The sequence below is a fragment of the Streptomyces violaceusniger Tu 4113 genome (assembly GCF_000147815.2).
Classification (GTDB): Bacteria; Actinomycetota; Actinomycetes; order Streptomycetales; family Streptomycetaceae; genus Streptomyces; species Streptomyces violaceusniger_A.
Genome location: NC_015957.1, coordinates 9,558,163 through 9,580,906 on the forward strand (window position 1 = coordinate 9,558,163; position 22,744 = coordinate 9,580,906).

At 70.5% G+C, this 22,744-nt stretch carries 19 protein-coding genes and 1 pseudogene; 2 read left to right on the plus strand and 18 right to left on the minus strand.

Annotated features, from left to right (window positions below):
- Positions 1-32: 32 nt before the first annotated feature.
- The 6 genes from STRVI_RS39080 to STRVI_RS39105 all read right to left on the minus strand — a co-directional run bounded on the left by STRVI_RS39080 (position 33) and on the right by STRVI_RS39105 (position 4,846).
- A complete protein-coding gene (locus STRVI_RS39080; protein ID WP_014061085.1) occupies positions 33-902 on the minus strand; it encodes a carbohydrate ABC transporter permease in 870 nt (289 codons plus the stop codon).
- On the minus strand, positions 899-1,897 hold the full coding sequence (locus STRVI_RS39085) for a carbohydrate ABC transporter permease (protein ID WP_014061086.1): 999 nt from the start codon (positions 1,895-1,897) through the stop codon (positions 899-901). Before STRVI_RS39085 ends, STRVI_RS39080 begins: the two co-directional genes overlap by 4 nt.
- Positions 1,894-3,231, minus strand: a complete 1,338-nt coding sequence (locus STRVI_RS39090) for an extracellular solute-binding protein (RefSeq protein ID WP_014061087.1) — start codon at positions 3,229-3,231, stop codon at positions 1,894-1,896. Before STRVI_RS39090 ends, STRVI_RS39085 begins: the two co-directional genes overlap by 4 nt.
- A gap of 157 nt (positions 3,232-3,388) precedes the next feature.
- Complete coding sequence (locus STRVI_RS39095; RefSeq protein ID WP_014061088.1) at positions 3,389-3,799, minus strand: hypothetical protein; 411 nt, start codon at positions 3,797-3,799, stop codon at positions 3,389-3,391.
- Between the two features lie 144 nt (positions 3,800-3,943).
- Positions 3,944-4,237, minus strand: coding sequence for a DUF3039 domain-containing protein (locus tag STRVI_RS39100; RefSeq protein WP_014061089.1), 294 nt, complete (start codon positions 4,235-4,237; stop codon positions 3,944-3,946).
- Between the two features lie 21 nt (positions 4,238-4,258).
- Entirely contained in the window at positions 4,259-4,846 is a 588-nt protein-coding gene (locus tag STRVI_RS39105; RefSeq protein WP_014061090.1) for a YqgE/AlgH family protein, read from the minus strand.
- A 254-nt stretch (positions 4,847-5,100) separates the two neighbouring features.
- On the opposite strand from STRVI_RS39105, the gene murA reads away from it, so the two are divergent.
- Positions 5,101-6,444 (plus strand): UDP-N-acetylglucosamine 1-carboxyvinyltransferase, encoded by a 1,344-nt coding sequence (gene murA / locus STRVI_RS39110; RefSeq protein ID WP_014061091.1) that lies wholly within the window; start codon positions 5,101-5,103, stop codon positions 6,442-6,444.
- Positions 6,445-6,735: 291 nt separating this feature from the next.
- Here the strand turns inward: murA and STRVI_RS39115 are convergent, their stop codons facing one another.
- Together STRVI_RS39115 and STRVI_RS39120 are read right to left on the minus strand one after the other, a co-directional pair.
- Complete coding sequence (locus STRVI_RS39115) at positions 6,736-7,017, minus strand: HU family DNA-binding protein (RefSeq protein WP_009717479.1); 282 nt, start codon at positions 7,015-7,017, stop codon at positions 6,736-6,738.
- 255 nt (positions 7,018-7,272) lie between these two features.
- Entirely contained in the window at positions 7,273-8,694 is a 1,422-nt protein-coding gene (locus tag STRVI_RS39120; RefSeq protein WP_043241279.1) for an NAD-dependent malic enzyme, read from the minus strand.
- Positions 8,695-8,962: 268 nt separating this feature from the next.
- Between STRVI_RS39120 and STRVI_RS39125 the strand changes: the two genes are divergently transcribed.
- Positions 8,963-9,172, plus strand: coding sequence for a cold-shock protein (locus STRVI_RS39125; RefSeq protein ID WP_014061093.1), 210 nt, complete (start codon positions 8,963-8,965; stop codon positions 9,170-9,172).
- 293 nt (positions 9,173-9,465) lie between these two features.
- On the opposite strand, the gene STRVI_RS39130 is transcribed toward STRVI_RS39125, so the two are convergent.
- The 10 genes and pseudogenes from STRVI_RS39130 to STRVI_RS39170 all read right to left on the minus strand — a co-directional run bounded on the left by STRVI_RS39130 (position 9,466) and on the right by STRVI_RS39170 (position 22,473).
- Positions 9,466-12,006 carry a HelD family protein gene (locus STRVI_RS39130; protein ID WP_014061094.1) on the minus strand — a complete coding sequence of 847 codons (2,541 nt, stop codon included), beginning with the start codon at positions 12,004-12,006 and terminating at the stop codon, positions 9,466-9,468.
- A 63-nt stretch (positions 12,007-12,069) separates the two neighbouring features.
- Positions 12,070-12,831 carry an anti-sigma factor family protein gene (locus tag STRVI_RS39135; RefSeq protein WP_014061095.1) on the minus strand — a complete coding sequence of 254 codons (762 nt, stop codon included), beginning with the start codon at positions 12,829-12,831 and terminating at the stop codon, positions 12,070-12,072.
- The gene (locus STRVI_RS39140; protein WP_043237259.1) at positions 12,828-13,349 is read right to left on the minus strand and encodes a sigma-70 family RNA polymerase sigma factor; all 522 of its coding nucleotides are present in this window, start codon (positions 13,347-13,349) and stop codon (positions 12,828-12,830) included. Before STRVI_RS39140 ends, STRVI_RS39135 begins: the two co-directional genes overlap by 4 nt.
- A gap of 248 nt (positions 13,350-13,597) precedes the next feature.
- Positions 13,598-14,200, minus strand: coding sequence for a CGNR zinc finger domain-containing protein (locus STRVI_RS39145; protein ID WP_014061097.1), 603 nt, complete (start codon positions 14,198-14,200; stop codon positions 13,598-13,600).
- A 768-nt stretch (positions 14,201-14,968) separates the two neighbouring features.
- Positions 14,969-16,135, minus strand: coding sequence for a uroporphyrinogen-III synthase (locus STRVI_RS39150; RefSeq protein ID WP_014061098.1), 1,167 nt, complete (start codon positions 16,133-16,135; stop codon positions 14,969-14,971).
- A gap of 185 nt (positions 16,136-16,320) precedes the next feature.
- Positions 16,321-17,724, minus strand: coding sequence for a nitrate/nitrite transporter (locus tag STRVI_RS39155; RefSeq protein ID WP_014061099.1), 1,404 nt, complete (start codon positions 17,722-17,724; stop codon positions 16,321-16,323).
- Between the two features lie 774 nt (positions 17,725-18,498).
- Complete coding sequence (locus tag STRVI_RS39160; RefSeq protein WP_014061100.1) at positions 18,499-18,825, minus strand: MerR family transcriptional regulator; 327 nt, start codon at positions 18,823-18,825, stop codon at positions 18,499-18,501.
- Positions 18,826-19,753: 928 nt separating this feature from the next.
- Positions 19,754-20,209 (minus strand): annotated as a pseudogene (locus STRVI_RS56560) (hemolysin III family protein); the annotation flags it as partial.
- Between the two features lie 253 nt (positions 20,210-20,462).
- Positions 20,463-21,986, minus strand: a complete 1,524-nt coding sequence (locus tag STRVI_RS39165) for a DEAD/DEAH box helicase (protein ID WP_014061101.1) — start codon at positions 21,984-21,986, stop codon at positions 20,463-20,465.
- 283 nt (positions 21,987-22,269) lie between these two features.
- Complete coding sequence (locus STRVI_RS39170) at positions 22,270-22,473, minus strand: cold-shock protein (protein WP_014061102.1); 204 nt, start codon at positions 22,471-22,473, stop codon at positions 22,270-22,272.
- Between the last annotated feature and the right edge of the window lie 271 nt (positions 22,474-22,744).

A 22,744-nucleotide genomic window follows, 5' to 3' on the forward strand; every position in this document is an offset into this window, starting at 1 on the left:
AGCCCTTGTCGGTCCGTTCGTCGGTCTCTTCGTCAGTCCTTCACGGCGCCGCCGAAACCGGAGACCAGTCGGCGCTGTACGAGGACGAAGAAGATCAGCACGGGGATGGTCATGACGGTGGACGCCGCCATGATGCCTCCCCAGTCGTTGCCCTCGGCCTTGAAGAAGACCAGCAGCGCCATCGGAAGGGTGGAGTTCTCGGTCGCGCTGATGATGAAGGACTTGGCGAACAGGAAGTCGTTCCAGGTGGAGATGAAGGAGAAGACGCTCGTCGCGACCAGTCCGGGGAAGACGAGCGGGAAGAGGATCTGCCACAGGAAGCGGGAGCGGCTGGCCCCGTCGAGATAGGCCGCCTCCTCCAGCGCCTCGGGCACGGCCTTGACGAAGCCGCGCAGCATCCAGATGGCGAACGGCAGCGAGAAGGCGATATGCGGCAGGATCAGCGAGCCCAGGGTGTTGAGCCCGATCCCCGGCACCGACTCCCCCAGATCGCGCATCAGGAAGAACAGCGGGATGGTCAGCGCCTCGATCGGCACCATCTGCGCGACCAGGAACATGATCAGCAGCGTGGTGCGGAAGCGGAACCGGAAGCGGGCGACCGCCGTCGCCGCGAGGAAGGCGATCAGTGCCGAGGCGACCACCACCACCCCGGCCACGAGGAGGCTGTTGAGGAAGTAGCGCCCGAAGTCCTCCTGCTGGAAGACGCGCCGGAAGGAGTCCAGCGACGGGGCCGTCGTCCACGGCCGGGGCTCGGTGGACTGGATCTCCCCCTCGGGCTTGAAGGCCGAGAGCACCATCCAGTACAGCGGGAAGGCGACCACGGCCGCCACGATCAGGGCGGTGGCCTCGGCGGCGAAGCGCCAGGGACGGCGGATGCGCAGCGAGACGCGCGAGTGGCTCACAGTTCTTCTCCCTGGCGTCGCAGCAGCCGCAGATAGACCAGCGTCACGACCAGCAGGATGAGCAGCATCACCACGCCGATCGCCGAGCCCAGGCTGTACTGCGAGGACGCGAACGCCTTCTGGTACGCGTACACGTTGAGCACCATGTTCTGGCGCGCGATCCCGCCGCCGTCGGTCATGACGTAGATCTGGGTGAAGACCTTGAAGTCCCAGATGATGGACTGGATGGTCACCACGACGAGGATCGGCCGCAGCATCGGCGCCATGACGGTGCGCCAGATCCGCCAGGTGGAGGCACCGTCGAGGGCGGCGGCCTCCAGCACCTCGGTGGGGATGGCCTTGATGCCCGCGTAGACGGTGACCATCACAAACGGGAACGAGCACCACACGACCTCGAACAGCACCAGGGCGAAGGCGCTGTAGCGGTCGTAGGTCCAGGAGTAGTTCTCGAACCCGGAGAGCCCGAACCACACCAGGATCTTGTTCACCGGCCCGAAGTCGGGGTCGAAGAGGAAGACCCAGACCGTCGAGCCGGTGATCGCCGGGGTGGCCCAGGCGCCGAGCGCGGCCAGCATCAGCGCCAGCCGCGGAATGGCCCGTACGCGCGTCAGCAGCACCGCGAGCGCACAGCCGACCGCGAGGGTCGACACCACGCAGACGGCGGCGAAGAGGAGCGTGGCGACGACGACGTTCCAGAACTCGCCGTCGCGGAACAGCTCGGCGTAGTTGGCGAATCCCTGGAAGGTGGTCGGTTCACCGCCGCTGACCTGCGCCTGGGTGTACTCCAGGAAGGAGATCAGACCGAGCTGGTAGATCGGGTAGACGAGCAGCCCGCCCAGGACGACGAGCGCCGGGGCGAGATAGAGCCAGGGCGTCCAGGCTCCCCGCCGGGAGCCCTTCCTGGCTCGGCCCCCGGCCGGGACGGCGGGGCCCGGCCGGGACCGGCGGCCCTTGGCGGGGGCGCGCCGGGCGTGCTGTGCGGTGCCGGAGCTCACTGCTGGAATGCCTCGTCCATCTTCTTCGCGGCGTCCTTGGTGGCCGTCTCCACGTTCTTACGGCCGCTGACGATCTCCTGGAACATGGTGGGCAGGATGAGCTGCGCGTCGATGGCCGCCCAGCCGGGCGAGGCGGGCACGAACTTGGCGCTGTCGTTGAGGGTCTTCACGAAGGGCTTCACGAAGGGGTCCTTCTGGGCGACGTCGCCGCGCACATCGGTGAAGGTCGGCAGGAAGCCCATGGCGTCGTAGAGCTTGCGCTGGGTCTGCTTGCCGGAGAGCGTCTGCAGCAGGTCCACGGCGAGGGTGCGGTGGGTGGTGCTCTTGAGCACCCCGACGTTGTTGCCGCCGGCGAAGGCCGGGGCGATGTCGCCCTTCTTCACGCCCGGCAGCGGCACGACCTTGTACTTGCCCTTGACCTTGCCCGCCTCGATGGCCTGACGGCTGAAGTCGCCGCCGATCGCCATGCCCGCCTTGCCCGAGGCGAACGCCTCGATGGTGTCGTTGCCGCCCCACTGGGCGCACTTGGCGGCCGGGCAGTTGTCGTTGCCGAAGAGCGAGGTGTACACCTTGACGCCCTTCTGGGCGTCGGCGCTGTCGATGGCCGCCTCGTACTCGTTCGAGCCGAACTTGCCCTTCTCGCTGGCGAGATCGCCGCCGTTGGCCCAGATGAAGGGCATCGCGCCGTAGGTGTAGGCGCCGCCGACCGCCAGACCGTACAGATCCGACCGTTCCGAGCGGATCCTCTTCGCGGTCGCAATCAGTTCGTCCTGGGTGGTCGGGGGCTGCAGGTCGAGATCCTTGAAGACGTCCGTCCGGTAGTACAGCGCCCGGACGCCGACGAAGAGCGGAGCGCCGTAGACCTTGCCGCCGATGGTCAGCGAGTACTTCGCGGTGGGGTCGATGTTCGTCGAGTCGCCCCAGGCGCCGAACTCCTTGCTGATGTCCAGCAGTCCGCCGTCCTTGACGTAGCCGGCGGTGTCCGTGTTGCCGAACTCGATGACGTCGGGAGCGCTCTTGGGGTCGTTGAAAGCCGCCTTGATCTTCTGCGCCCGGGTGTCGATCGGGATGTAGGTCACCTCGACCTCGGTCCCGTCGTGCTCCTTCTCGAAGCCGGCGACCGCCTCGTCGATCACCTTCTTCTTGGGCGCGTTGTTGACCTCCTGGAAGAGCCAGACACGCAGCTTGCCGCTCTTCTCGTCCTTGTCGGAGCTGTTGTCGGAGGTGGAGGGAGCGCATCCGGTCGCGGCCAGCCCCGCCAGGGTCAGTGCCGCCACGGGCACGGTGACGCGGGAGGACAAGCGGGAGAACACGGAGAGATGGGACGACTTCATGAGGACCCTTAAACATTTGGCGTTGCAACATACGCAACGCATGTTTCGCTCAGCACAATATGCGTGAGGCTAGGGAACCTTGAGCGAGCCCACAAGAGGTCTGAACCACTCCGTGACCAAATGAGCCGAGCCGCTGTGCGGCGCAACGAACTTCGCGCTAGCGATGCGGTAACTCCTCGCCCGGATAGGCGGGTTCAACATACGGCACGGCTTCCACCCGCGCACCCGCTTCCGCCAGGCGCGCGATCACCCGGTCCCAGTCGGGCCAGGTCTTCCGGATCCGCTCGAGGACGCGGTCGCTGGCCACCAGCACCACGTCACAGCCCGGGTCGGCCGCCCACTCCAGAAGTCTGGGAAGGGTCGGCTGCGCGACCGACATCACACAGCTCCCGGCGGGCCGGTAGCCCCGCTCGGCGGCCAGCCGCCCGCACTGTCCGAGCTGGGCGTCCCAGTCCTTCTCGAACTGGCAGTAGGCGCTGGCGCCTTCCGCATCGGGCTCGTCGACCTCACGCGCCCCGAACACCAGATAGGCGGCCCGCGCCGCCCCGTTCTCCGTACGCCCGCTCATGGGCCGACCCTACTGGGGTCCTCCGGCGCACGGCAGGGCGCACAAGCACGGCTCGCCCGGCCCGCGACCCCGAGTGGGGTCGCGGGCCGGGCGAGCCGTCTGTCGCGCGGGGCTTTCCGTCAGGGCCGGGGGCCGGCGGACCGGCTACTTCTTGCCGTCGCCGTCCTTGCCCTTGTCCTTGTCGCCGCCGGCGCCCATGCCCTCGAAGATCTCCTTGCACATGGGACACACCGGGTACTTCTTCGGGTCACGACCCGGGACCCAGACCTTGCCGCAGAGTGCGACGACGGGAGATCCGGAGAGGGCGCTCTCCATGATCTTGTCCTTCTGTACATAGTGGGCATAGCGCTCGTGGTCGCCGTCACCGTGCGACACCTGAGGTGTCGGCTCAACGAGGGTCCCCGTGCCTGCCCCGCGCTCGGGCTCAAGAGTGCTCATACAGCCCTAGGGTACTCATGCCTAGTTGAGAGAAGGGTCGTCCGGATACGTGGCGACCATGGCCAGCTCACTGCGCTGGCGGCGCAGCACCGCGCGCCACAGCCGCTCGGGGGCGGGCGAGGACACATCGCCCGGCTCGGACTCGACCACGTACCACGCGCCCTCGGCGAGCTCGTCCTCCAGTTGCCCGGGCCCCCAGCCCGCGTAACCGGCGAAGATCCGCAAGGACCCCACGGCGGCCGCCAGCAGCTCCGGCGGCGCCTCCAGGTCGACCAGCCCGATCGCCCCGTGCACTCTGCGCCAGCCGAGTGGCCCTTCCTCGGTGCGCGCCGCGGACCGCCCCGATTCGCCCGGGACGACGGCCACGCCCAGCGCGGAGTCCAGCGAGACCGGACCGCCCTGGAAGACCACCCCCGGCTCCCCGGCCAGCTCGGCCCACGACTGAAGGATGTCGCCCACCCCCACCGGGGTCGGGCGGTTCAGGACCACACCGAGCGAGCCCTCCTCGTCGTGATCGAGGAGGAGCACCACCGCGCGGTCGAAGTTCGGGTCAGCAAGCGCCGGTGTCGCGACAAGCAGCCGTCCTGTGAGCGAGGACACCTCGGTCATGGCCACATGATCCCCCATATCCGGGCCGGAGGGGGAGTGGAAGACGAGTCCCGGATGAGAGCAGGTCGGGGCGCAAGACAGCAGATGCGGCGCACGTGACTGTTTGCTCTTCGAGGGGGACGGAACGTGTTGCCGCCCACACGCGAGTACTCAATGCGCGCAAGAGTCTTACGGAGGCGGTCTCCAGGGCCATTACTCTTGCCCTTTGGCCCCTGTGCCTTTTGGCCCTGCCCGTCTCAGGAACGCGAGACCCGATGACCCGCTCGAACGATGTCCTGCTCGTCCACGGCGGCACCCCGCTCGAAGGCGAGATCCGTGTCCGCGGCGCGAAGAACCTCGTGCCGAAGGCCATGGTGGCCGCCCTGCTCGGCAGTGGGCCCAGCCGGCTGCGCAACGTCCCCGACATCCGCGATGTGCGGGTGGTGCGCGGGCTGCTGCAGCTCCACGGCGTGACGGTGCGCCCCGGTGACGACTCCGGTGAGCTGGTGCTCGACCCCACGCACGTGGAGAGCGCCAATGTCGCCGACATCGACGCGCACGCCGGTTCCTCGCGGATCCCGATCCTCTTCTGCGGCCCGCTGCTGCACCGCCTCGGCCACGCCTTCATCCCGGGCCTGGGCGGCTGTGACATCGGCGGCCGGCCGATCGACTTCCACTTCGACGTACTGCGCCAGTTCGGCGCGACGATCGAGAAGCGGGCGGACGGGCAGTACCTGGAGGCCCCGCACCGGCTGCGCGGCACCAAGATCCGGCTGCCGTACCCCTCGGTGGGCTCCACCGAGCAGGTGCTGCTGACGGCGGTGCTCGCCGAGGGTGTGACGGAACTCTCCAACGCGGCGGTCGAGCCGGAGATCGAGGACCTCATCTGCGTCCTGCAGAAGATGGGCGCCATCATCTCCATGGACACCGACCGCACGATCCGGATCACCGGTGTCGACAAGCTCGGCGGCTACAACCACCGCGCCCTCCCGGACCGTCTGGAGGCCGCCTCCTGGGCGAGCGCGGCGCTGGCGACCGAGGGCAGCATCTATGTGCGCGGCGCCCGGCAGCGCGAGATGATGACCTTCCTGAACACCTACCGCAAGGTGGGCGGCGCCTTCGACATCGGCGACGAGGGCATACGGTTCTGGCACCCGGGCGGCAAGCTCAACGCGATCGCCCTGGAGACCGACGTCCACCCCGGCTTCCAGACCGACTGGCAGCAGCCGCTGGTGGTGGCCCTGACCCAGGCGTCGGGCCTGTCCATCGTCCACGAGACGGTCTACGAGTCGCGGTTGGGCTTCACCTCGGCGCTCAACCAGATGGGCGCCCACATCCAGCTCTACCGCGAATGCCTGGGCGGCTCCGCGTGCCGTTTCGGCCAGCGCAACTTCCTGCACTCCGCGGTCGTCTCCGGCCCCACCAAGCTCCAGGGCGCCGACCTCATCATCCCCGACCTCCGCGGCGGCTTCTCCTACCTGATCGCGGCCCTGGCGGCCCAGGGCACCTCGCGGGTCCACGGCATCGACCTGATCAACCGCGGCTACGAGAACTTCATGGGCAAGCTCGTGGAGCTCGGCGCGAAGGCAGAACTCCCGGGCGGCACCGACCCCGCATAACCCACACCCGGCCCGGCCACCCGGCCCCGACCACCACAGCCCGCCCCGACACCCGGGGCGGGCTGCCCCATCCCCACACCCCGAGCCACGACGACACCCCCGGCTGAGCGTCCGGGAGTTACCCCCCGGGAGGATGCGGCATGGGCAAGCTCGTGGAACTCGACGCCAAGGCAGAACTCCCGGGCGGCACCGACGGCGTCTAGAGCCTCGTAGACGGGTCTCAGGGCCCGTAGGAGCGCCAAAAAGGGCGGCCACCCTTCTCGGGTGACCGCCCCCTTCGTTCGCGAGGGCTTACTTGCCCTTGGCGGCTTCCTTGAGCTTGGAGCCCGCGGAGACCTTCACGCTGTAGCCGGCCGGGATCTCGATCGGCTCACCGGTCTGCGGGTTGCGCGCGGTGCGAGCGGCACGGTGGGTGCGCTCGAAGGTCAGGAAGCCGGGGATGGTGACCTTCTCGTCGCCCTTCGCGACGACCTCACCGGTCACCTCGGCGAGGGCGGCCAGCACGGCGTCGGCGTCCTTTCGGGTCACCTCGGCGCGCTCGGACAGAGCGGCCACCAGCTCACTGCGGTTCATGTTGTACTCCCGTGTTCATCTTGCCAATGAGGCGTGAGATCGAAGCCGATGCTGCCAGGGCCCTCGGACAGTCCCCGGACCCGGGTCTGCTGTTCAGACCCTCGCGCCCGGAACGCATCCTGCCCGCACCTGTGGCGGGAAAGCCAATCCGGAGCCCTCGAGAGTCACACGAAAAGCGCCGTGGCGGTCGTTTTCCTGCCCGCCACCCTATGGCTGCCTCCGGGACCCCACAGCGCGCGACGCGCCGTGCCGGGCCTAGACCGCAGTGGTACCGGTCACAGGGCGCGCCGCGTCCCGTACGGCTCCGGCGACCGCCCCCGCGACCTTGTCGTTGAAGACGCTCGGAATGATGTAGTTGGCATTGAGCTCGTCGTCGTGGACGACGTCCGCGAGCGCGCCGGCAGCGGCCAGCATCATCTCGGTGTTCACCGTACGCGACTGCGCGTCCAGCAAACCACGGAAAACGCCCGGGAACACCAGCACGTTGTTGATCTGGTTCGGGAAGTCCGAGCGCCCGGTGGCCACCACCGCGGCGGTCTGACGGGCGATCGCCGGGTCCACCTCGGGGTCGGGGTTGGCCAGTGCGAAGACGATCGCACCGTCCGCCATGGCGGCCACGTCGGCGCCCGAGAGCACGTTCGGGGCCGAGACGCCGATGAAGACGTCAGCGCCGCGCACGGCCTCGCGCAGGGTGCCCGTGACGCCCTCCGGGTTGGTGTTGTCGGCGATCCAGCGCAGCGGGGACTCCGGGTCGGCGGAGACCAGGTCCTCGCGCCCGGCGTGCACCACGCCGTGGATGTCGGCGACCACCGCGTGCCGCACGCCCGCGGCGATCAGCAGCCGCAGGATGGCGGTGCCGGCGGCGCCCGCGCCGGACATGACGACCCTCACATCCTCGATCTTCTTGTCGACCACCCGCAGCGCGTTGGTGAGCGCGGCCAGCACCACGATCGCGGTGCCGTGCTGGTCGTCGTGGAAGACCGGGATGTCCATGGCCTCGCGCAGCCGCGCCTCGATCTCGAAGCAGCGGGGGGCGGAGATGTCCTCCAGGTTGATCCCCGCGAAGCCGGGGGCGATGGCCTTCACGATCGCGACGATCTCGTCGGTGTCCTGGGTGTCCAGGCAGATCGGCCAGGCGTCGATGCCCGCGAAGCGCTTGAAGAGGGCCGCCTTGCCCTCCATGACCGGCAGGGCGGCCTTGGGGCCGATGTTGCCGAGGCCCAGGACCGCGGAGCCGTCGGTGACGACGGCCACACTGTTGCGCTTGATGGTGAGGCGCCGGGCGTCCTCGGGGTTCTCCGCGATGGCCTGACAGACCCGGGCGACGCCCGGGGTGTAGACCATGGAGAGGTCGTCACGGTTGCGGATGGGGTGTTTCGACGACATCTCGATCTTGCCGCCGAGGTGCATCAGGAACGTACGGTCGGAGACCTTGCCGAGCGAGACACCTTCGATGCCCCGCAGCTTCTCCACGATTTCCTGGGCGTGCGCGGTCGAGGTGGCGGCGATGGTGACGTCGATGCGGAGCTTCTCGTGGCCGGAAGCGGTCACATCGAGGCCGGTGACCGAGCCGCCGGAGGACTCCACGGCCGTGGTCAGCTGGCTGACCGCGGTACCGCTCGCGGGCACCTCCAGCCGGACCGTCATCGAGTACGAGACGCTGGGCGCCGTTGCCATGGCCTGCTTCCTCTGCTTTCCCTTGAACATGCTGTCCGGGCCGCGGGAATGCCGGGCCACGTCCTCAGATAGTTGCACCTACCTCTGGGTACGGGGTAACCCGGCCCGACTTTCGGACATATTGTTCTGACATAGCAGAGTGGGGTCACCCGAGTGGAAAGCCCCACTCCTTCGCGGGAACGCCTGGCGAGGCGGGCCGTCCGCCGCATCCACCGTCCTAGGCTCTGGCGCGCTACAGCGTCAGAGAAGAGACAAGAGGAGCGCGGGCATGGCTCAGGGCACCGTGAAGTGGTTCAACGCCGAGAAGGGCTACGGCTTCATCGCCCAGGAGGACGGCGGACCGGACGTCTTCGTCCACTACAGCTCGATCGACGGCAGCGGCTACCGCAGCCTGGTCGACGAGCAGCGGGTCGAATTCCAGATCGTGCAGGGCCGCAAGGGCCCGCAAGCCGAAGAGGTCCGCATCCTGGGCGGCTGACACCGCCCGGCGCGGACCTCTTACGGAAAAGATGAGGGGTCGGAAGAGAAAGAGTGGCACCGACCCGCCATGCTCGCCTCGCGGCAAGTGGTCGCTCGAAGCGACGAAGGTTGGGCCCGGGGGCTTGGATCGGGCCGGTGCCACATCAAGGCTAACAAACAGGTCCGGGAAGGGATTCCCCTCCCGGGGGTTGATTTCGCCCCGTCGTCCCGAGCGGGCCGGGCCGGCCCTTACGGCCGCCTCCCAGCGGCGGCCGGGGGCCTGGGCGCCCCCGGCCGAGCGTGGCGAGGGATTCACTCCCGCAGCAGGTCGGGGACGCCGTGGGGGTCCGGCTCGTCGCGTACGCCCGACACCACCGTCAGCCGCTGGGTCGCGCGGGTGAGCGCCACGTACAGCACCCGTAGCCCTGCCGGGGACTCGTCGGCGATCTCGGCGGGCGAGACCACGACCGTCGCGTCGTACTCCAGCCCCTTCGCCTCCAGGCTGCCCAGCGCCACCACCCGGTGGCCCAGACCGGTCAGCCACTGACGGGCCTGCTCGCGGCGGTTCATCGCGACGACGACGCCGACGGTGCCCTCCACCTCGTCCAGCAGCCGGAGCGCCTCCCGGCGCGCGGCGGCGCCGAGGTCGCCGTCCACGCCCGGTGCGAAGCGCGGCTCCACGCCCGTGGAGCGGACCGCCTCGGGCGCGGGGGTGCCGGGCATCGCGAGGGTGAGGACCCTGGTGGCCAGTTCGGCGATCTCGGACGGATTGCGGTAGTTGACGGTGAGGGTGAAGCGGCGGCGCGGGCGGCTGCCGAGCGCCTCGTCCCGGGCCCGCCCCGCCTCGTCCGGGTCGGACCAGGAGCTCTGGGCCGGGTCGCCGACGACCGTCCAGGTGGCGTGGCGGCCACGCCGTCCCACCATCCGCCACTGCATGGGGGTGAGGTCCTGCGCCTCGTCGACGATGACGTGGGCGTAGTCGGCGCGCTCCCGCTCGGCGCGGTCGGCGCGGCTGCGGCGGGGGCCGGCCCGGTCGGCGTAGGTGGTCAGCTCCTCCAGACCGGTCAACTGGTCCAGTGGATCCACCTCGCGGGGGGTGGCGGGGCGGGCGGGGAGGCCCAGCAGGGTGTTCAGCTCGTCCAGCAGCGCCACGTCGTGGACCGACAGCGGGCCCTGCCCGTCCGGGCCGAGCCGGGCGAGCGACCGGGCCACCTGGCGGACCTCGCGGGGGTTGAGCACCCGCCGCGACCAGCGCCCCAGCCGCTTCTCATCGGCCATGGCGGCGAGGACGGAGCGGGGCGTGAGCTCGGGCCACCAGGCGTCCAGGAACTCCTGGAAGACGTCCTCGGAGGAGATGTCCTCGTCGAAACCCTCCCGCGCCTCGGCGGCCAGCTCGGGGTCGGTGTAGCGCCCGGGCGCGCCGGAACGGGTCCACAGCGCGTCCAGGAGCAGCCGACGGGCGCGGGGGCGCAGCAGGTTGACGGGTGCCGTGCCGCCCAGCACGTTCTGGCGGATGCGGCGCAGCTCATCGGCGTCCAGCTCGATCCGGGCGCCGAAGGCGACCACGCGCAGCCGCTCGGGCGGGCCGCCGGGTCTGGTCCCGGAGCCCGCGCCGGGTCTGCCGCCGTCGTTCGACGGGGCCGCGGCGGGGGCGCCGAGCGCCGCGTCGAGGGTCAACTGGCCGTCATCCGACGACGGGGCCGACGAGAGGTCTGACGAAGAGTTCGACGACGAGGCCGACGAACGATCCGACGACGGGGCCGATCCGGCGGCGGCCCCCCGCGGCATCTCCAGCGCGCCGCGAGCGGCCTTGCGCAGCACCCTCAGCATCCGGGAGGAGCCCTTGACACGGGCCACGGCCGGAGTGTCGTACGTGGTGGCCTCGGCGCCCTCCACCAGGGAGCCCACCGCGCGGATGGCCACCTGGCCCTCCTCGCCCAGTGAGGGCAGCACGCCCTCGGTGTAGGCGACCAGCAGCGGGGTGGGGCTGACCACGAGGATGCCGCCCGCGTACCGCCGCCGGTCCTGGTAGAGGAGGTACGCCGCGCGGTGCAGCGCGACGGCCGTCTTCCCGGTGCCGGGGCCGCCCTCGACCTCGGTGATGGAGGCGGCGGGGGCGCGGATCACCTGGTCCTGCTCGGCCTGGATGGAGGCGACGATGTCCCGCATGGTGTGGCCACGGGCCTGGCCGAGCGCGGCCATCAGCGCGCCGTCGCCGACCACCGGCAGCGCACCGCCGTCGAGGGTCGCGCTGAGCTCCGGGCGCAGCAGATCGTCCTCGACGCCGAGCACCCGGCGGCCCTTGCTGCGGATCACCCGGCGGCGGACGACGCGGCCGGGGGACACCGGAGTCGAGCGGTAGAAGGGCGCGGCGGCAGGCGCCCGCCAGTCGATCACCAGCGGGGCGTAGTCGGCGTCGAGCACGCCGATGCGGCCGATGTGCAGGGTTTCGGCGATCTCCGCGCGGTCGCCGTCCGGGGCGGTGCGGATGGCGTCGTCGGCGGGCTCGACGGAGGTGTAGGCGCCGTCGGGGCCGCGGTCGCCGTCCTTGCCCGGCAGCAGATCGATGCGGCCGAAGAGGAAGTCCTCGAACTCGCTGTTCAGCCGGTTGAGGTGGACCCCGGCCCGGAAGACCTGGGCATCCCGTTCGGCGAGCGCCCCGGGCGTACCGACCTGGCCTCGCTTGGCGGCGTCGTCCATGAGGAACTCCGCCTCGTGGATCTTCTCCTCGAGGCGGTGGTACACCCGGTCCAGATGCGTCTGCTCGATCCGGATCTCGCCATCCCGGACCCCGTCCCCGCCGTCCCGCCGCGGTGCCGTCCGGTCGTCATGCGTGGCATTCTGCGCGGCCACCCAAGCCCCCTTCTGTGTTCTTAAGGGCAGCCGTCAACCGTACACCCCTGGGGAGAGGGATTTTCAGAGCCTGACCTCGGCCAGGCGCTGGCCGTCCAGCGTGCGGACCTCGAAACGCTCGATGTCGACGGTGTTCATGGCGGCGCCGCCCTGGGCGTAGAGCGGCTCCTTGCTCCAGCGCGAGCCGTCCCCGTCCGTGATGCCGTAGCCCGATGTGGGCACGGCCCAGGTGGTGATGGTCTCCTCGTGGCCGTCCTTGCCGATGGCCACCAGGTCGCAGGTGCGCGGCCCCTTGAGGTTGCCCAGCTTGAGGGCGACGGAGGTGCCCCAGCCCTTCTGCTGCAGCGAGACGGACGCGTCCACCTTGGTGACCGGGTCCACCGCGCCGAACTTCTGGCCCTGGTCGTACACCTGCTGGGAGGTGGAGGCCACCGCCTGGGTCTTCCCGCCGTCGTCGGAACTCGCGGTCAGCGCCGCTCCCGCGAGCGGGCCGCCGACGATGAGGACGGCGGCCGCGGCGACGAGGTAGAGCCGCCTTCTGCCGGATGCCTTGCGGCTGACCGTGACGTCTTCCATGAGCCGGTCGAGCAGTTCGGGCCCGGGGCGGGCGGTGACCACCGACGGATCCGGGAGCGCGGTGCCGTCGGCGGCGGTGGCGTACTCGGCCAGCAGGGGCGGGAGGCCCATCAGCTCGTCGAGCTCGGCGGCGCACCGCTCGCACCCGATGAGGTGATCCTCGAAGCGCGCCGCGTCCGCGGGGTCGAGCACTCCGAGCGCATAGGCGCCGACCGCGGTGTGCTGCTGGTCGTCCGCTGCCGGCATCATGCCGTAACCCCCCGTTCCTCGAGCGAGAGCTTCAGGGAGCGCAGCGCGTAGAAGACCCGGGACCGTACCGTCCCGGCGGGAACGCCCAGCACTTCGGCCGCCTCACTCACCGTCCGTCCCTTGAAGTATGTCTCCACGAGGGCCGCTCTATGTGCATCGGTGAGGTCATTCAACGCGTCGGAAATGGTCATCTGGCGCAATGCGCGGTCGATGTCGTCCGCGGCGGGCATCACATGGAGCGGTGCCGCGTCCACTTCCTGGGGACGTGCGCGGCGCTGACGGTGGCCGTCGATGACGATGCGGCGGGCCACGGTCACCAGCCAGGGGCGTACCGACCCGCCGGAGCGCCGGAGTTGGTCGGCGTTGCGCCAGGCTCGGAGCAAGGTCTCCTGGACCACGTCCTCGGCCCGCTGCCGGTCGCCCGCGACCAGGCGCAGGACGAAGGCGAGAAGCGGGCCCGCGTGCTCCGCGTAGAGCGCGCGCATGAGCGCGTCGTCCGGTGTCGTCCTCTCGGTCACGAGGGCATCTTTGCGTACGCAAGCCGCCGGGTCGAGGGGGGTACGGGCTGGAAACGCTCGGCGTTCATCGGCCACCGGGTGATGTACGTCCCAATTCCGGGCTGAACATCTCCCCCTGTGCGATGCGTACTTGAGTCCGAGAAGGCCGACGCCGGGCGGGTGTCGGCCATCAGGAAGGGCTCCCCCCCAAATCCGCCCCGCAGGCCCCGGTCCCCCCATCCGGGGCCTGCGTCATGTCTGAATCCGGTTCATGTTTTGCTGAAGCTTGGGTTTACCCGACGGCGGTGACGGGCGACTCTTTCGCGGTTTCCGCAGATTTCGCTGGAACACCAGCGCCTCCGGCGGCCGCGCGAGGTATCGAGGTAGAGCAACGAACAGGTCTCCCCCTCACAGCGCCGCAACTGCCCGCGCGCCACCGGGTCGGTGAGCAACTGCACGGCGTCCCGGGCGATCTGGGAGAGCAGCGCACCGCAGTCGGGCTTCCCGGCGAGGGCGCGGACCAGGGTGCCGTCGGGGGTCCGTACGGCGCGCAGAGCGGGCGGGGCGGTGGCGGCCAACGCGTTCATCCGCTCCAGGTCGGCACTTGAGGCATGGCTCTCGACTTCGGTGTGGACGATGCGATGCAGCAGATCTCGGGCCGCCCGGAAGCGGACGAGCCAGCGGTGGTCCACGGCGTCCAGCGGGGTGCCGCCGGGCACCAGACCGGCGCCGAGCAGCCAGGCCCTGAGGGGCTCCACGCCGCCGAGCCGCTCGACGGGCGCCTCGCTGAGCCGGCCGCCGACGGTGGCCACCAGGTCCAGGCAGATCCGTCCCGAGTCGAACCGCAGGTCGTAGCCCGACGCCGCCGCCATGTTCCTGTCACCCCTTGGGGAAGGCCCGATCCGGTCACCTTTCAGAGTGCCCGCCCCGCCTGTCACCCGGAACCCCTCCGGAGGCGAGGCCGGGCGAACGCCTCGCGAACGCTTTGCGTGGGGCTCCGCCGTGGTGGGCCTGTGCCATGCCGGGTGCGGGGCCGCACCCGGCACCCGGCCCCGGGGCCGAACACCAAGTACGGACCGTGGGCGGCCTCCGGCGGTCAGCCCCCACCCCGCCCCTTCCCACAGCATCAACATGCGGCTCCGCCGCGCGGGACAGGGCTCCGCCCAAGACCTGGGCCCGGCCGAACACCAAGTACGGACCGTGGGCGCCCCCTCCGGCGGATAACCCCCACCCCGCCCCTTCCCGAAAGAGGGGGCTCCGCCCCCTCACCCCGCCGGGGCTCCGCCCCGGACCCCGCTCCTCAAACGCCGGAGGGGCTGAATTCACTCCGGCGGGCAGCCGCAAGACCGCGAGAGGGAGCGGGGCCGCACCCACCCCCACCCAACACCCGGCCCCCGGGCCGAACGTGGACCGGACCGGCGCCCCGCACCACCGGCGGGCAGCCGCGAGACGGCGGGAGGGGGCGGGGTCGCAGGGGTGGTGTCCTGGACGCTTACGTGTATTTGTGGCGCCAATCTCCGGCCCACTCCACGCCCCCGGCCAACGGCGCCGTAAATATACGGTCCAGGGCGCCGCACCGGAGGCCCCGCACCCGGCACCCACCACGAACCCCAGTGGCACAGGGCGCCGCGTCCGGGCGGCTACGCGTCCGCGTACTTCGTTTCGGCCGAAGGGTCCAGCGCCAGCCTGTACCCGCGTTTGACCACGGTCTGGATGAGCTTGGGGGAGCCAAGGGCCGTACGCAGGCGGGCCATCGCCGTCTCCACCGCGTGTTCGTCGCGGCCCGCGCCCGGCAGGGAGCGCAGGAGTTCCGCGCGGGCCACGACCCAGCCGGGGCGGCGGGCCAGGGCGCGCAGCAGAGCCATCCCCGCAGGTGGCACGGTGCGCAGTGCGCCGTCGACGACCACCGCGTGGCCCCGGATCTCCAGGCGCCGCCCGGCGACCGGCAACGGGCGGACCCGGCCCGGGAGTTCGGTGGTCAGCAGTTGGACGAGGGGGCCGAGGCGGAACCGTTCGGGCTGGGAGGTGGGTATGTCGTGGGCCTCCAGCGGGAGCGCGGTGACCGGGCCGACGCAGGCCGCCAGCACGTCGTGGCGGAGCGCGTCGAGGAGTTCCTCGCGCATGCCGCGCCGTTCGGCCCGGTCCAGCAGGCTCGCGGCGGCGGGGGCGCTGGTGAAGGTGACGGCGTCCAGGGCGCGGGCGACCGTGGCGTCCAGCAGTCGGTCGACGGGTCCGATGTCCTCCGGTGGCATCCAGCGGTAGACCGGCACCCCGACCACCTCCGCTCCCCCGGCGCGCAGCGACTCGACGAAGCCGGGCAGCGGCTCGCCGTGCAACTGGATGGCGATGCGCTGCCCCTCGACGCCCTCCTCCAGCAGCCGGTCGAGCACCTCGGCCATCGACTCGGAGGGCGGGTACCACTCCTCGGTGAGCCCGGCGGCCCGGATCGCCCCGCGCACCTTGGGCCCGCGGGCCAGCAGCCGCACCTCTCGCAGCCGGTCGAGCAGCGCGTCGCCCAGGCCCCAGCCGTCGGCGGCCTCGACCCAGCCGCGGAAGCCGATGGCGGTGGTGGCGATGACGACATGCGGGGCGTGGTCGATCAACTGCTTGGTGGCGGCCATGAGTTCGGAGTCGTCGGCAAGTGGCACGATCCGCAGCGCCGGCGCGTGCATCACGGCCGCGCCGCGCCGCTGCAGCAGCGCGCCGAGCTCATCCGCGCGCCGTGCCGCGGTGACCCCCACGGTGAATCCGGCGAGAGGGCCGACGGGTGCTTCGTCGCCCGCGGGTCCGGTCTGTTCTCGGTGCATGGCTCTCGTCCCGATCTCCCGATTCACTCGCGTATGGGCGCCTCCGTTCGGCATCCTGTCGCCGTCCCGTGACGGTGGCGGTTCACGGAGGTTTCCCACCTGTAACGGAGCGTACGGCCGGGGCCGGGGGGCCGGGGGGCCGGGGGGCCGGGGGCTTCCCCGGTCGACCGTACGCCCCGGGCCACTCAGACGTCCGCGTAAGCGGATTGCCGCTCCGGCCGCGGATCATGCGTGTCCGTGTCCGGCTCGGCGGCGGGCGCCGGGGCCGGGCGGGCGCGGCGGAGGTATACGGCCCAGGTGACCGCGGAGCATACGGCGTAGAAGGCGAGGAAGGAGACGAAGGCGGGGGTGCCGGAGTGGGCGCGGGCGAACGACTCCCGGAAGACGAGGTTGATCCCGAGCCCGCCGAGCGCGCCGACCGCCCCGATCAGCCCCATCGCCGCGCCTGAGAGCCGCCGCCCGTAGGACGCGGCCTCTTCGCCCGCGAGGCCGCGGGCGAGGGCCTTCGCCTGGAAGATGCCGGGGATCATCTTGAAGGTGGCGCCGTTGCCGAGCCCGCTGAGGACGAAGAGGGCGATGAAGCCGGCGAGGAAGACGGGCAGCGACTTCTGCGCGGAGGCGTAGACGACCACGAGGGTGGCCGCGGCCATGGCGGCGAAGTTCCACAGGGTGATCTTCGCGCCGCCGTGGGTGTCGGCGAGCCGCCCGCCGACGGGGCGGATGAGCGAGCCGAGCAGCGGGCCGATGAAGGTGAGCGAGGCGGCCTGCAGCGGGGTGCGGTCGAACTGGTTCTGCAGCACCAGGCCGAAGGCGAAGCTGTAGCCGATGAACGAGCCGAAGGTGCCGATGTAGAGCAGCGACATGATCCAGGTATGGGCGTCCCGCGCCGCCTCCTTGGCCGCCCCGGAGTCGTTGCGCACCGGCGCCAGGTTGTCCATGAACAGCGCCGAAAGCGCCGCCGCGACCACGATCAGCGGGATGTAGACGGCGAGCACGAGCCGCGGATGGGCCGCCCCGGCGGTGCCGATGACCAGCAGCCCGATCAACTGGATCACGGGCACGCCGATGTTGCCGCCGCCCGCGTTGAGCCCGAGCGCCCAGCCCTTCTTGCGCAGCGGGTAGAAGGAGTTGATGTTGGTCATGGACGAGGCGAAGTTGCCACCGCCGACACCGGTGAGCGCCGCGACCACCATGAAGGTGGTGTACGAGGTCCCGGGCTCCATCACCGCGGCGGCGGCGACCGCGGGCACGAGCAGCGTCGCCGCGCTGATGATCGTCCAGTTGCGCCCACCGAACCGGGCGACGGCGAAGGTGTACGGGACGCGCAGGATCCCGCCGACCAGCGTGGGCATGGCCACCAGGAAGAACTTCCCGGCCGCGTCGACGCCGTACTCCGGCCCCATGAACAGCACCATCACCGACCACAGGCTCCAGATGGAGAACCCGATGTGCTCGGAGAGGATGGAGAAGACCAGATTCCGGGTGGCGATCCGCTCCCCCTTCTCCCTCCAGAACGTCTCGTCCTCCGGGTCCCACTGCTCGATCCAGCGGCCCCCCTCGCGTGCGGCGGTGGTGGTCGGGGCAGTCATCACGCCTCCACAGTTCTCGGTGTCGCTGCCCGACGGTAGGGACGGCGCATTACCGCGCTGTGGCGGCAGGTGACACGGACGAAACCTTGCACTCACCTGCGGGGGCGGGGGGCGGTGAGGGGTTTTCCGGGGGCGCGGGGTGCTGGGGTTCCAGGGGGCTGGGGCCGGGCCCCGGGGTCTGGTCCCGGAGTCCCCGGATCCTGAGGATTCCCTCATGCGGTGGAGTCGTGGCCATCGCATACGCGACGCGAGGTGTCGCCCGGTACCGTCCGCGATACACCGCCGCCCCGCCGGAGCATCGCATGAGCGGTCGGCCGGACCACCCGCACATACCTGTCATCCCGCAGCCGCCCCGTTCCCGGCCGATGAGCCGATCTACACGGCGCCGGCAGCCCGCCGGAGCGCGGCGGAGCGTGTCGTGCCCCGTCAGAGGCACCGGAAAGGGGCACTGCCGACAGCCGCTGTCCGTGGCCGACCCGATAGACCGGCGTGGCGCGTAGACCGGCGTGGCGCGAGGGCCTTCCCCCCTCGCCCCGCAGCACGCCACCCGGGCCGCAGCACCGGAGCCTGCCCGGCCCCCCAGGGCCGCCGACGGTCGGCCATGGGTTGGGGCGTGGCGAGTTGGCCAAGCGACGCAAGGCCCTCCCTGAACCTCGGTGCGGCGGACGGGCCTGGTTCACGGTGTAGGCCCGGCCGCCGGGGTAAGGTCCGCCGTCGCGGGTCAGGTCGCGGCCGCAGCGGTGCTCAGCTCGGGCAGGTCAGTCTCGAAACCTGTTACGAGGTGCCACCACGGGTACGCAGGTCTTCGTTGATGCGCTGGGCTTCTTCGAGTTGGTCTTCGAGGATGATGATGCGGCAGGCGGCGTCGATGGGGGTGCCTGCGTCGACGAGTTCGCGGGCGCGGGCGGCGATGCGCAGCTGGTAGCGGGAGTAGCGGCGGTGGCCGCCTTCGGAGCGCAGTGGGGTGATCAGGCGGTGCTCGCCGAGGGCACGGAGGAAGGCGGGGGCGGCGCCGATCATCTCGGCGGCCCGGCCCATGGTGTAGGCGGGGTAGTCGTCGTCGTCGAAATTGTCGACGGGGCGGGAACTGCGAGGGGGCATAGACCTCTTCTTCCGGGGGCGCGTCGAGGGGCCCGAGTGCCGTACTGGCACCCGGGCCCCGAGCTTTCAACACCATCTACCGGCTGACTGCGCCGGCCTTCTTGTTCCGCAGGTCCGCCTGGGAGGGCGGAAGTGCGGGGATCGCGGATGCGTGACCGGGGACCACCTTCCAATCCGGGGCCTGCGGTACCCGAGCGGTGTTCTTCCTCGCCCGGGCGATCCTGATGGCGTCTGCTCCTTACCTCATTCGGTACTCGGTTGTACTGCTGGGCATCGCGGGTACTGCATGCGGCCCCTGGGGCCGCTCGGCCCGGCAGCCAGTGAAGGAACCCACCATTTCCGGCCCCGCCACTCCACTGCCGTTCCGCATCCTGCCTGACCTGCTCGCACGGCAGTTCATCTCTGCCGTGCCCTCTTCGACTTCTTGGGTACGACGAAACACTAACCCCCGCACCCGGCCATGTCTACTCTCGTCGTGACAGCTTTTCTCAAGAGCCAGTCAGTGGACTTCTGCCTCATGCACGCCCCGAAGAGTGCCATCCGGATGGAAGACCGGCTCGGCGGGCACAAGCTGAGCCCGGCGGCCCAACCGACCCGAGCGAGGTGTGAGCGCACGAACGAAACGAAACCCCCTTTTCCGCGCCCGCGCACGGCCGCCGCCGCGCCCCGGGGACGTTCAGTCGGCGTCGGACAGCCTGACCCACAGCGGCCAAGCAGATGAGCTCCGTCGATCGTCGTCGCCGGAGCTCTTCGCCATCAGCCTGACGCCAACCGGGCTGAGCACCGCGGTCGAGGTGTCCCCTGATCTCGGGGCAGCGTCCGAGGCCCCGCGCCTCTGATGCACCGGGCCGAGCCGGGCGGGCATCGGGACATCGGACGGACGTGGCCGACGAGCCGGGGCCCCGCTGTGGTCGGCAGACGGCGGGAAGATGCCGATGTAGTACGCGGTGAAGCTGCCACGGTCAGGGCGTGGAAGACCTCGTGGAAGCCGAACCAGCGAGGTGAGGGGCGCGACGCTGGAGGGCGTGGACCACCGCGCCCACGCTGCACAGGAGACCGCCGGTCACCATCTGGGCGAGTACGGCCGCTCCCCCGGTGCGCAGGAAGCCGGGCAGGTGGCGCACCGGTGCTCAGCCCAGAGCCAGGTAGCAGGGGGTATCCAGCCGGCGGGGAGCTCCGGCCCCGAGGGCGCGGAAGGCGATGCCGACCAGCGCGCCCGTCCACACGACTCACCGCAGGACGAGCCGCTGGGCCGAAGGGAGGAGGAGCACGGCCAGGGGGCGCAGGTGCCGGCGATGACGAGGAAAACGTCGGCGTGGTGGGGACGAGGCAGAACGGCCTCGCCGAGCGGCCCCCCGTTGCCGCGGTGGCAGATGGCGCTCGTCGTCCAGGATGGTGCTCGTCGTCCACCAGGGAGCAGCCATCACCGCACCGCTGGCCCGAGGCGGTGGCGGCGACTTGTAGCTGAGGTACTTGAGGAGTCGGAACGGCTGGGGCCGTTTTCCGCTCTGTCTTCACCGGCCGACGTGGCACCTCACGTGCCGAACCGGAACGAGCCTCCTACGTACCTGCGTTTCATGCCACGCAGGCCCTGCAGGGAAGTCCCGGCAAGGCGAGCGTGATCGTCCGGGACCGGCCTAGGCGGCCGGGGCCGAGGAGTTCTGTCGCGCAGTCGGTGTCGCGGTTCGGGCTGATCCGGCGGCACGGCGGGCCTGGGCGGGGCGGCTGCGGCGGCCGCGGGTGGAGGAGCCGCTGCGCTTGGGCCGCTCGACGACCGGTGCGGCGATGGTGACGGGAACCCCGGAGGGTGCCTGCGCACCGGTGATGCGGCTCAGTTCGGCTTCCCCCGAGCGGACCTGGGTGGACTGCGGGGTGATGCCCGCGTCCGCCATCAGGCGGTTCATGGTGCGGCGCTGGTTGGGCAGGACCAAGGTGACGACGCTGCCGGACTCGCCTGCGCGCGCGGTGCGGCCACCGCGGTGCAGGTAGTCCTTGTGGTCGCTGGGCGGGTCGACGTTGACGACGAGATCGAGGTTGTCGACGTGGATGCCGCGGGCGGCGACGTTGGTGGCCACCAGGACGGTGACATGGCCGGTCTTGAACTGGGCCAGGGTGCGGGTGCGCTGGGGCTGGGACTTGCCACCGTGGAGGGCCGCGGCGCGGACACCGCTGTTCAGCAGATGCTTGGTGAGGTTGTCCACGGCGTGCTTGGTGTCCAGGAACATGATCGACCGGCCTTCGCGGGCGGCGATCTCGGTGGTGGTGGCGTGCTTGTCGGCGCCGTGGACGTGCAGCACGTGGTGCTCCATCGTCGTGACCGCGCCCGCCGAAGGATCGACGGAATGGACCACCGGGTCCGTCAGGTAGCGCCGGACCAGGAGGTCGACGTTGCGGTCCAGGGTGGCCGAGAAGAGCATCCGCTGCCCCTCGGGCCGAACCTGGTCGAGCAGCGCGGTGACCTGGGGCATGAAGCCCATGTCGGCCATCTGGTCGGCCTCGTCCAGCACGGTGATGTCGACCCGGTTCAGCCGGCAGTCACCGCGCCCGATGAGGTCCTTGAGCCGTCCCGGCGTGGCGACGACCACCTCGACCCCGCCGCGCAGTGCGCTGGACTGGCGGCCGATCGACATTCCGCCGACGACGGTGGCCAGCCGCAGCTTGAGCGGCCGGGCGTAGGGGGTGAGGGCGTCGGTGACCTGCTGGGCCAGTTCCCGGGTGGGGACCAGGACCAGTGCCAGCGGCTGGCGGGGCTCGGCGCGCTGCCCGGCGGTACGGGCCAGCAGGGCCAGACCGAAGGCCAGCGTCTTGCCCGATCCGGTGCGACCGCGGCCGAGAACATCGCGTCCGGCCAGCGAGTTCGGCAGCGTGGCGGCCTGGATGGGGAACGGGGCGGACATGCCCTCCGCGCTGAGGGCCGCCAGCAGCGCCGACGGCATGGCCAGCTCGGCGAAAGTCTCGGCCGGGGGCAGGGCGGGAGTGTGGGTGACGGGCAGGGCGAACTCTCCCTGCGGTGTCGCGGGACGCCGTCCGGAGCCCCCGGAACGACCCGTGCCCGAGCGGTTCGACCCACCGGAGCGGTAGCCGCCGCGGCCTGAGCCGGACGAGCCGGCAGAGCCGGCAGAGCGGGAATAGCGGTCATTCCTGCGAGCTGTGCGATTCATGGAGAACCTTCCTCGATGCGGTACGTCGAGGAATTCTCGGCGGCAATGAGCCGCGCACAAAGAATCGCAAGGACGAACCGATGAAATGAGATGGAACGAAGCGGGGCGGAAATATGTCGACCCTCCACGCCGAAGCAGGAGCGACAGCGCCGCAGAGAAGAGCAACTGGCTGCCCGCACGCCGCGTGTGCGGCCGTTGCGGGGAACGGGGGAGAGACCGAAAAGCAACGAGCTGGGGCCCGCACCCACGGTGCGGGCCCCAGCTACGTTGTTACGCGTATGCGTCAGGCGGGAACGATGTTCTCGGCCTGCGGGCCCTTCTGGCCCTGCGTGACGTCGAAGTTCACCTTCTGGCCTTCCTGCAGCTCGCGGAAGCCCTGGGCAGCGATATTCGAGTAGTGGGCGAAGACGTCGGCGCCGCCACCGTCCTGCTCGATGAAGCCGAAACCCTTTTCCGCGTTGAACCACTTCACGGTGCCACTAGCCATGTCATATCTCCTTCGGGGCAGTGCCCGGAGCCCACACCTTGCGAGCTCCGTTTCGCTGCGTTGATTGCCCGTCCGGAAATAAACACCGGAAATACGAAAGCGCTTCGCCAAGCAGGACAGCGAGCGCGCTTGAAGTCTTGGGAACCACAACTGCAACTAAGATCAACGGTAGCACGGTACCGGCGGCCGTGCGCGGCACATGACCCCGACGCTTTGGAGAGCGTAAAAAACCCTTACCGCACCGGTGGCCATTTCTGTAGTTGCGGCATGA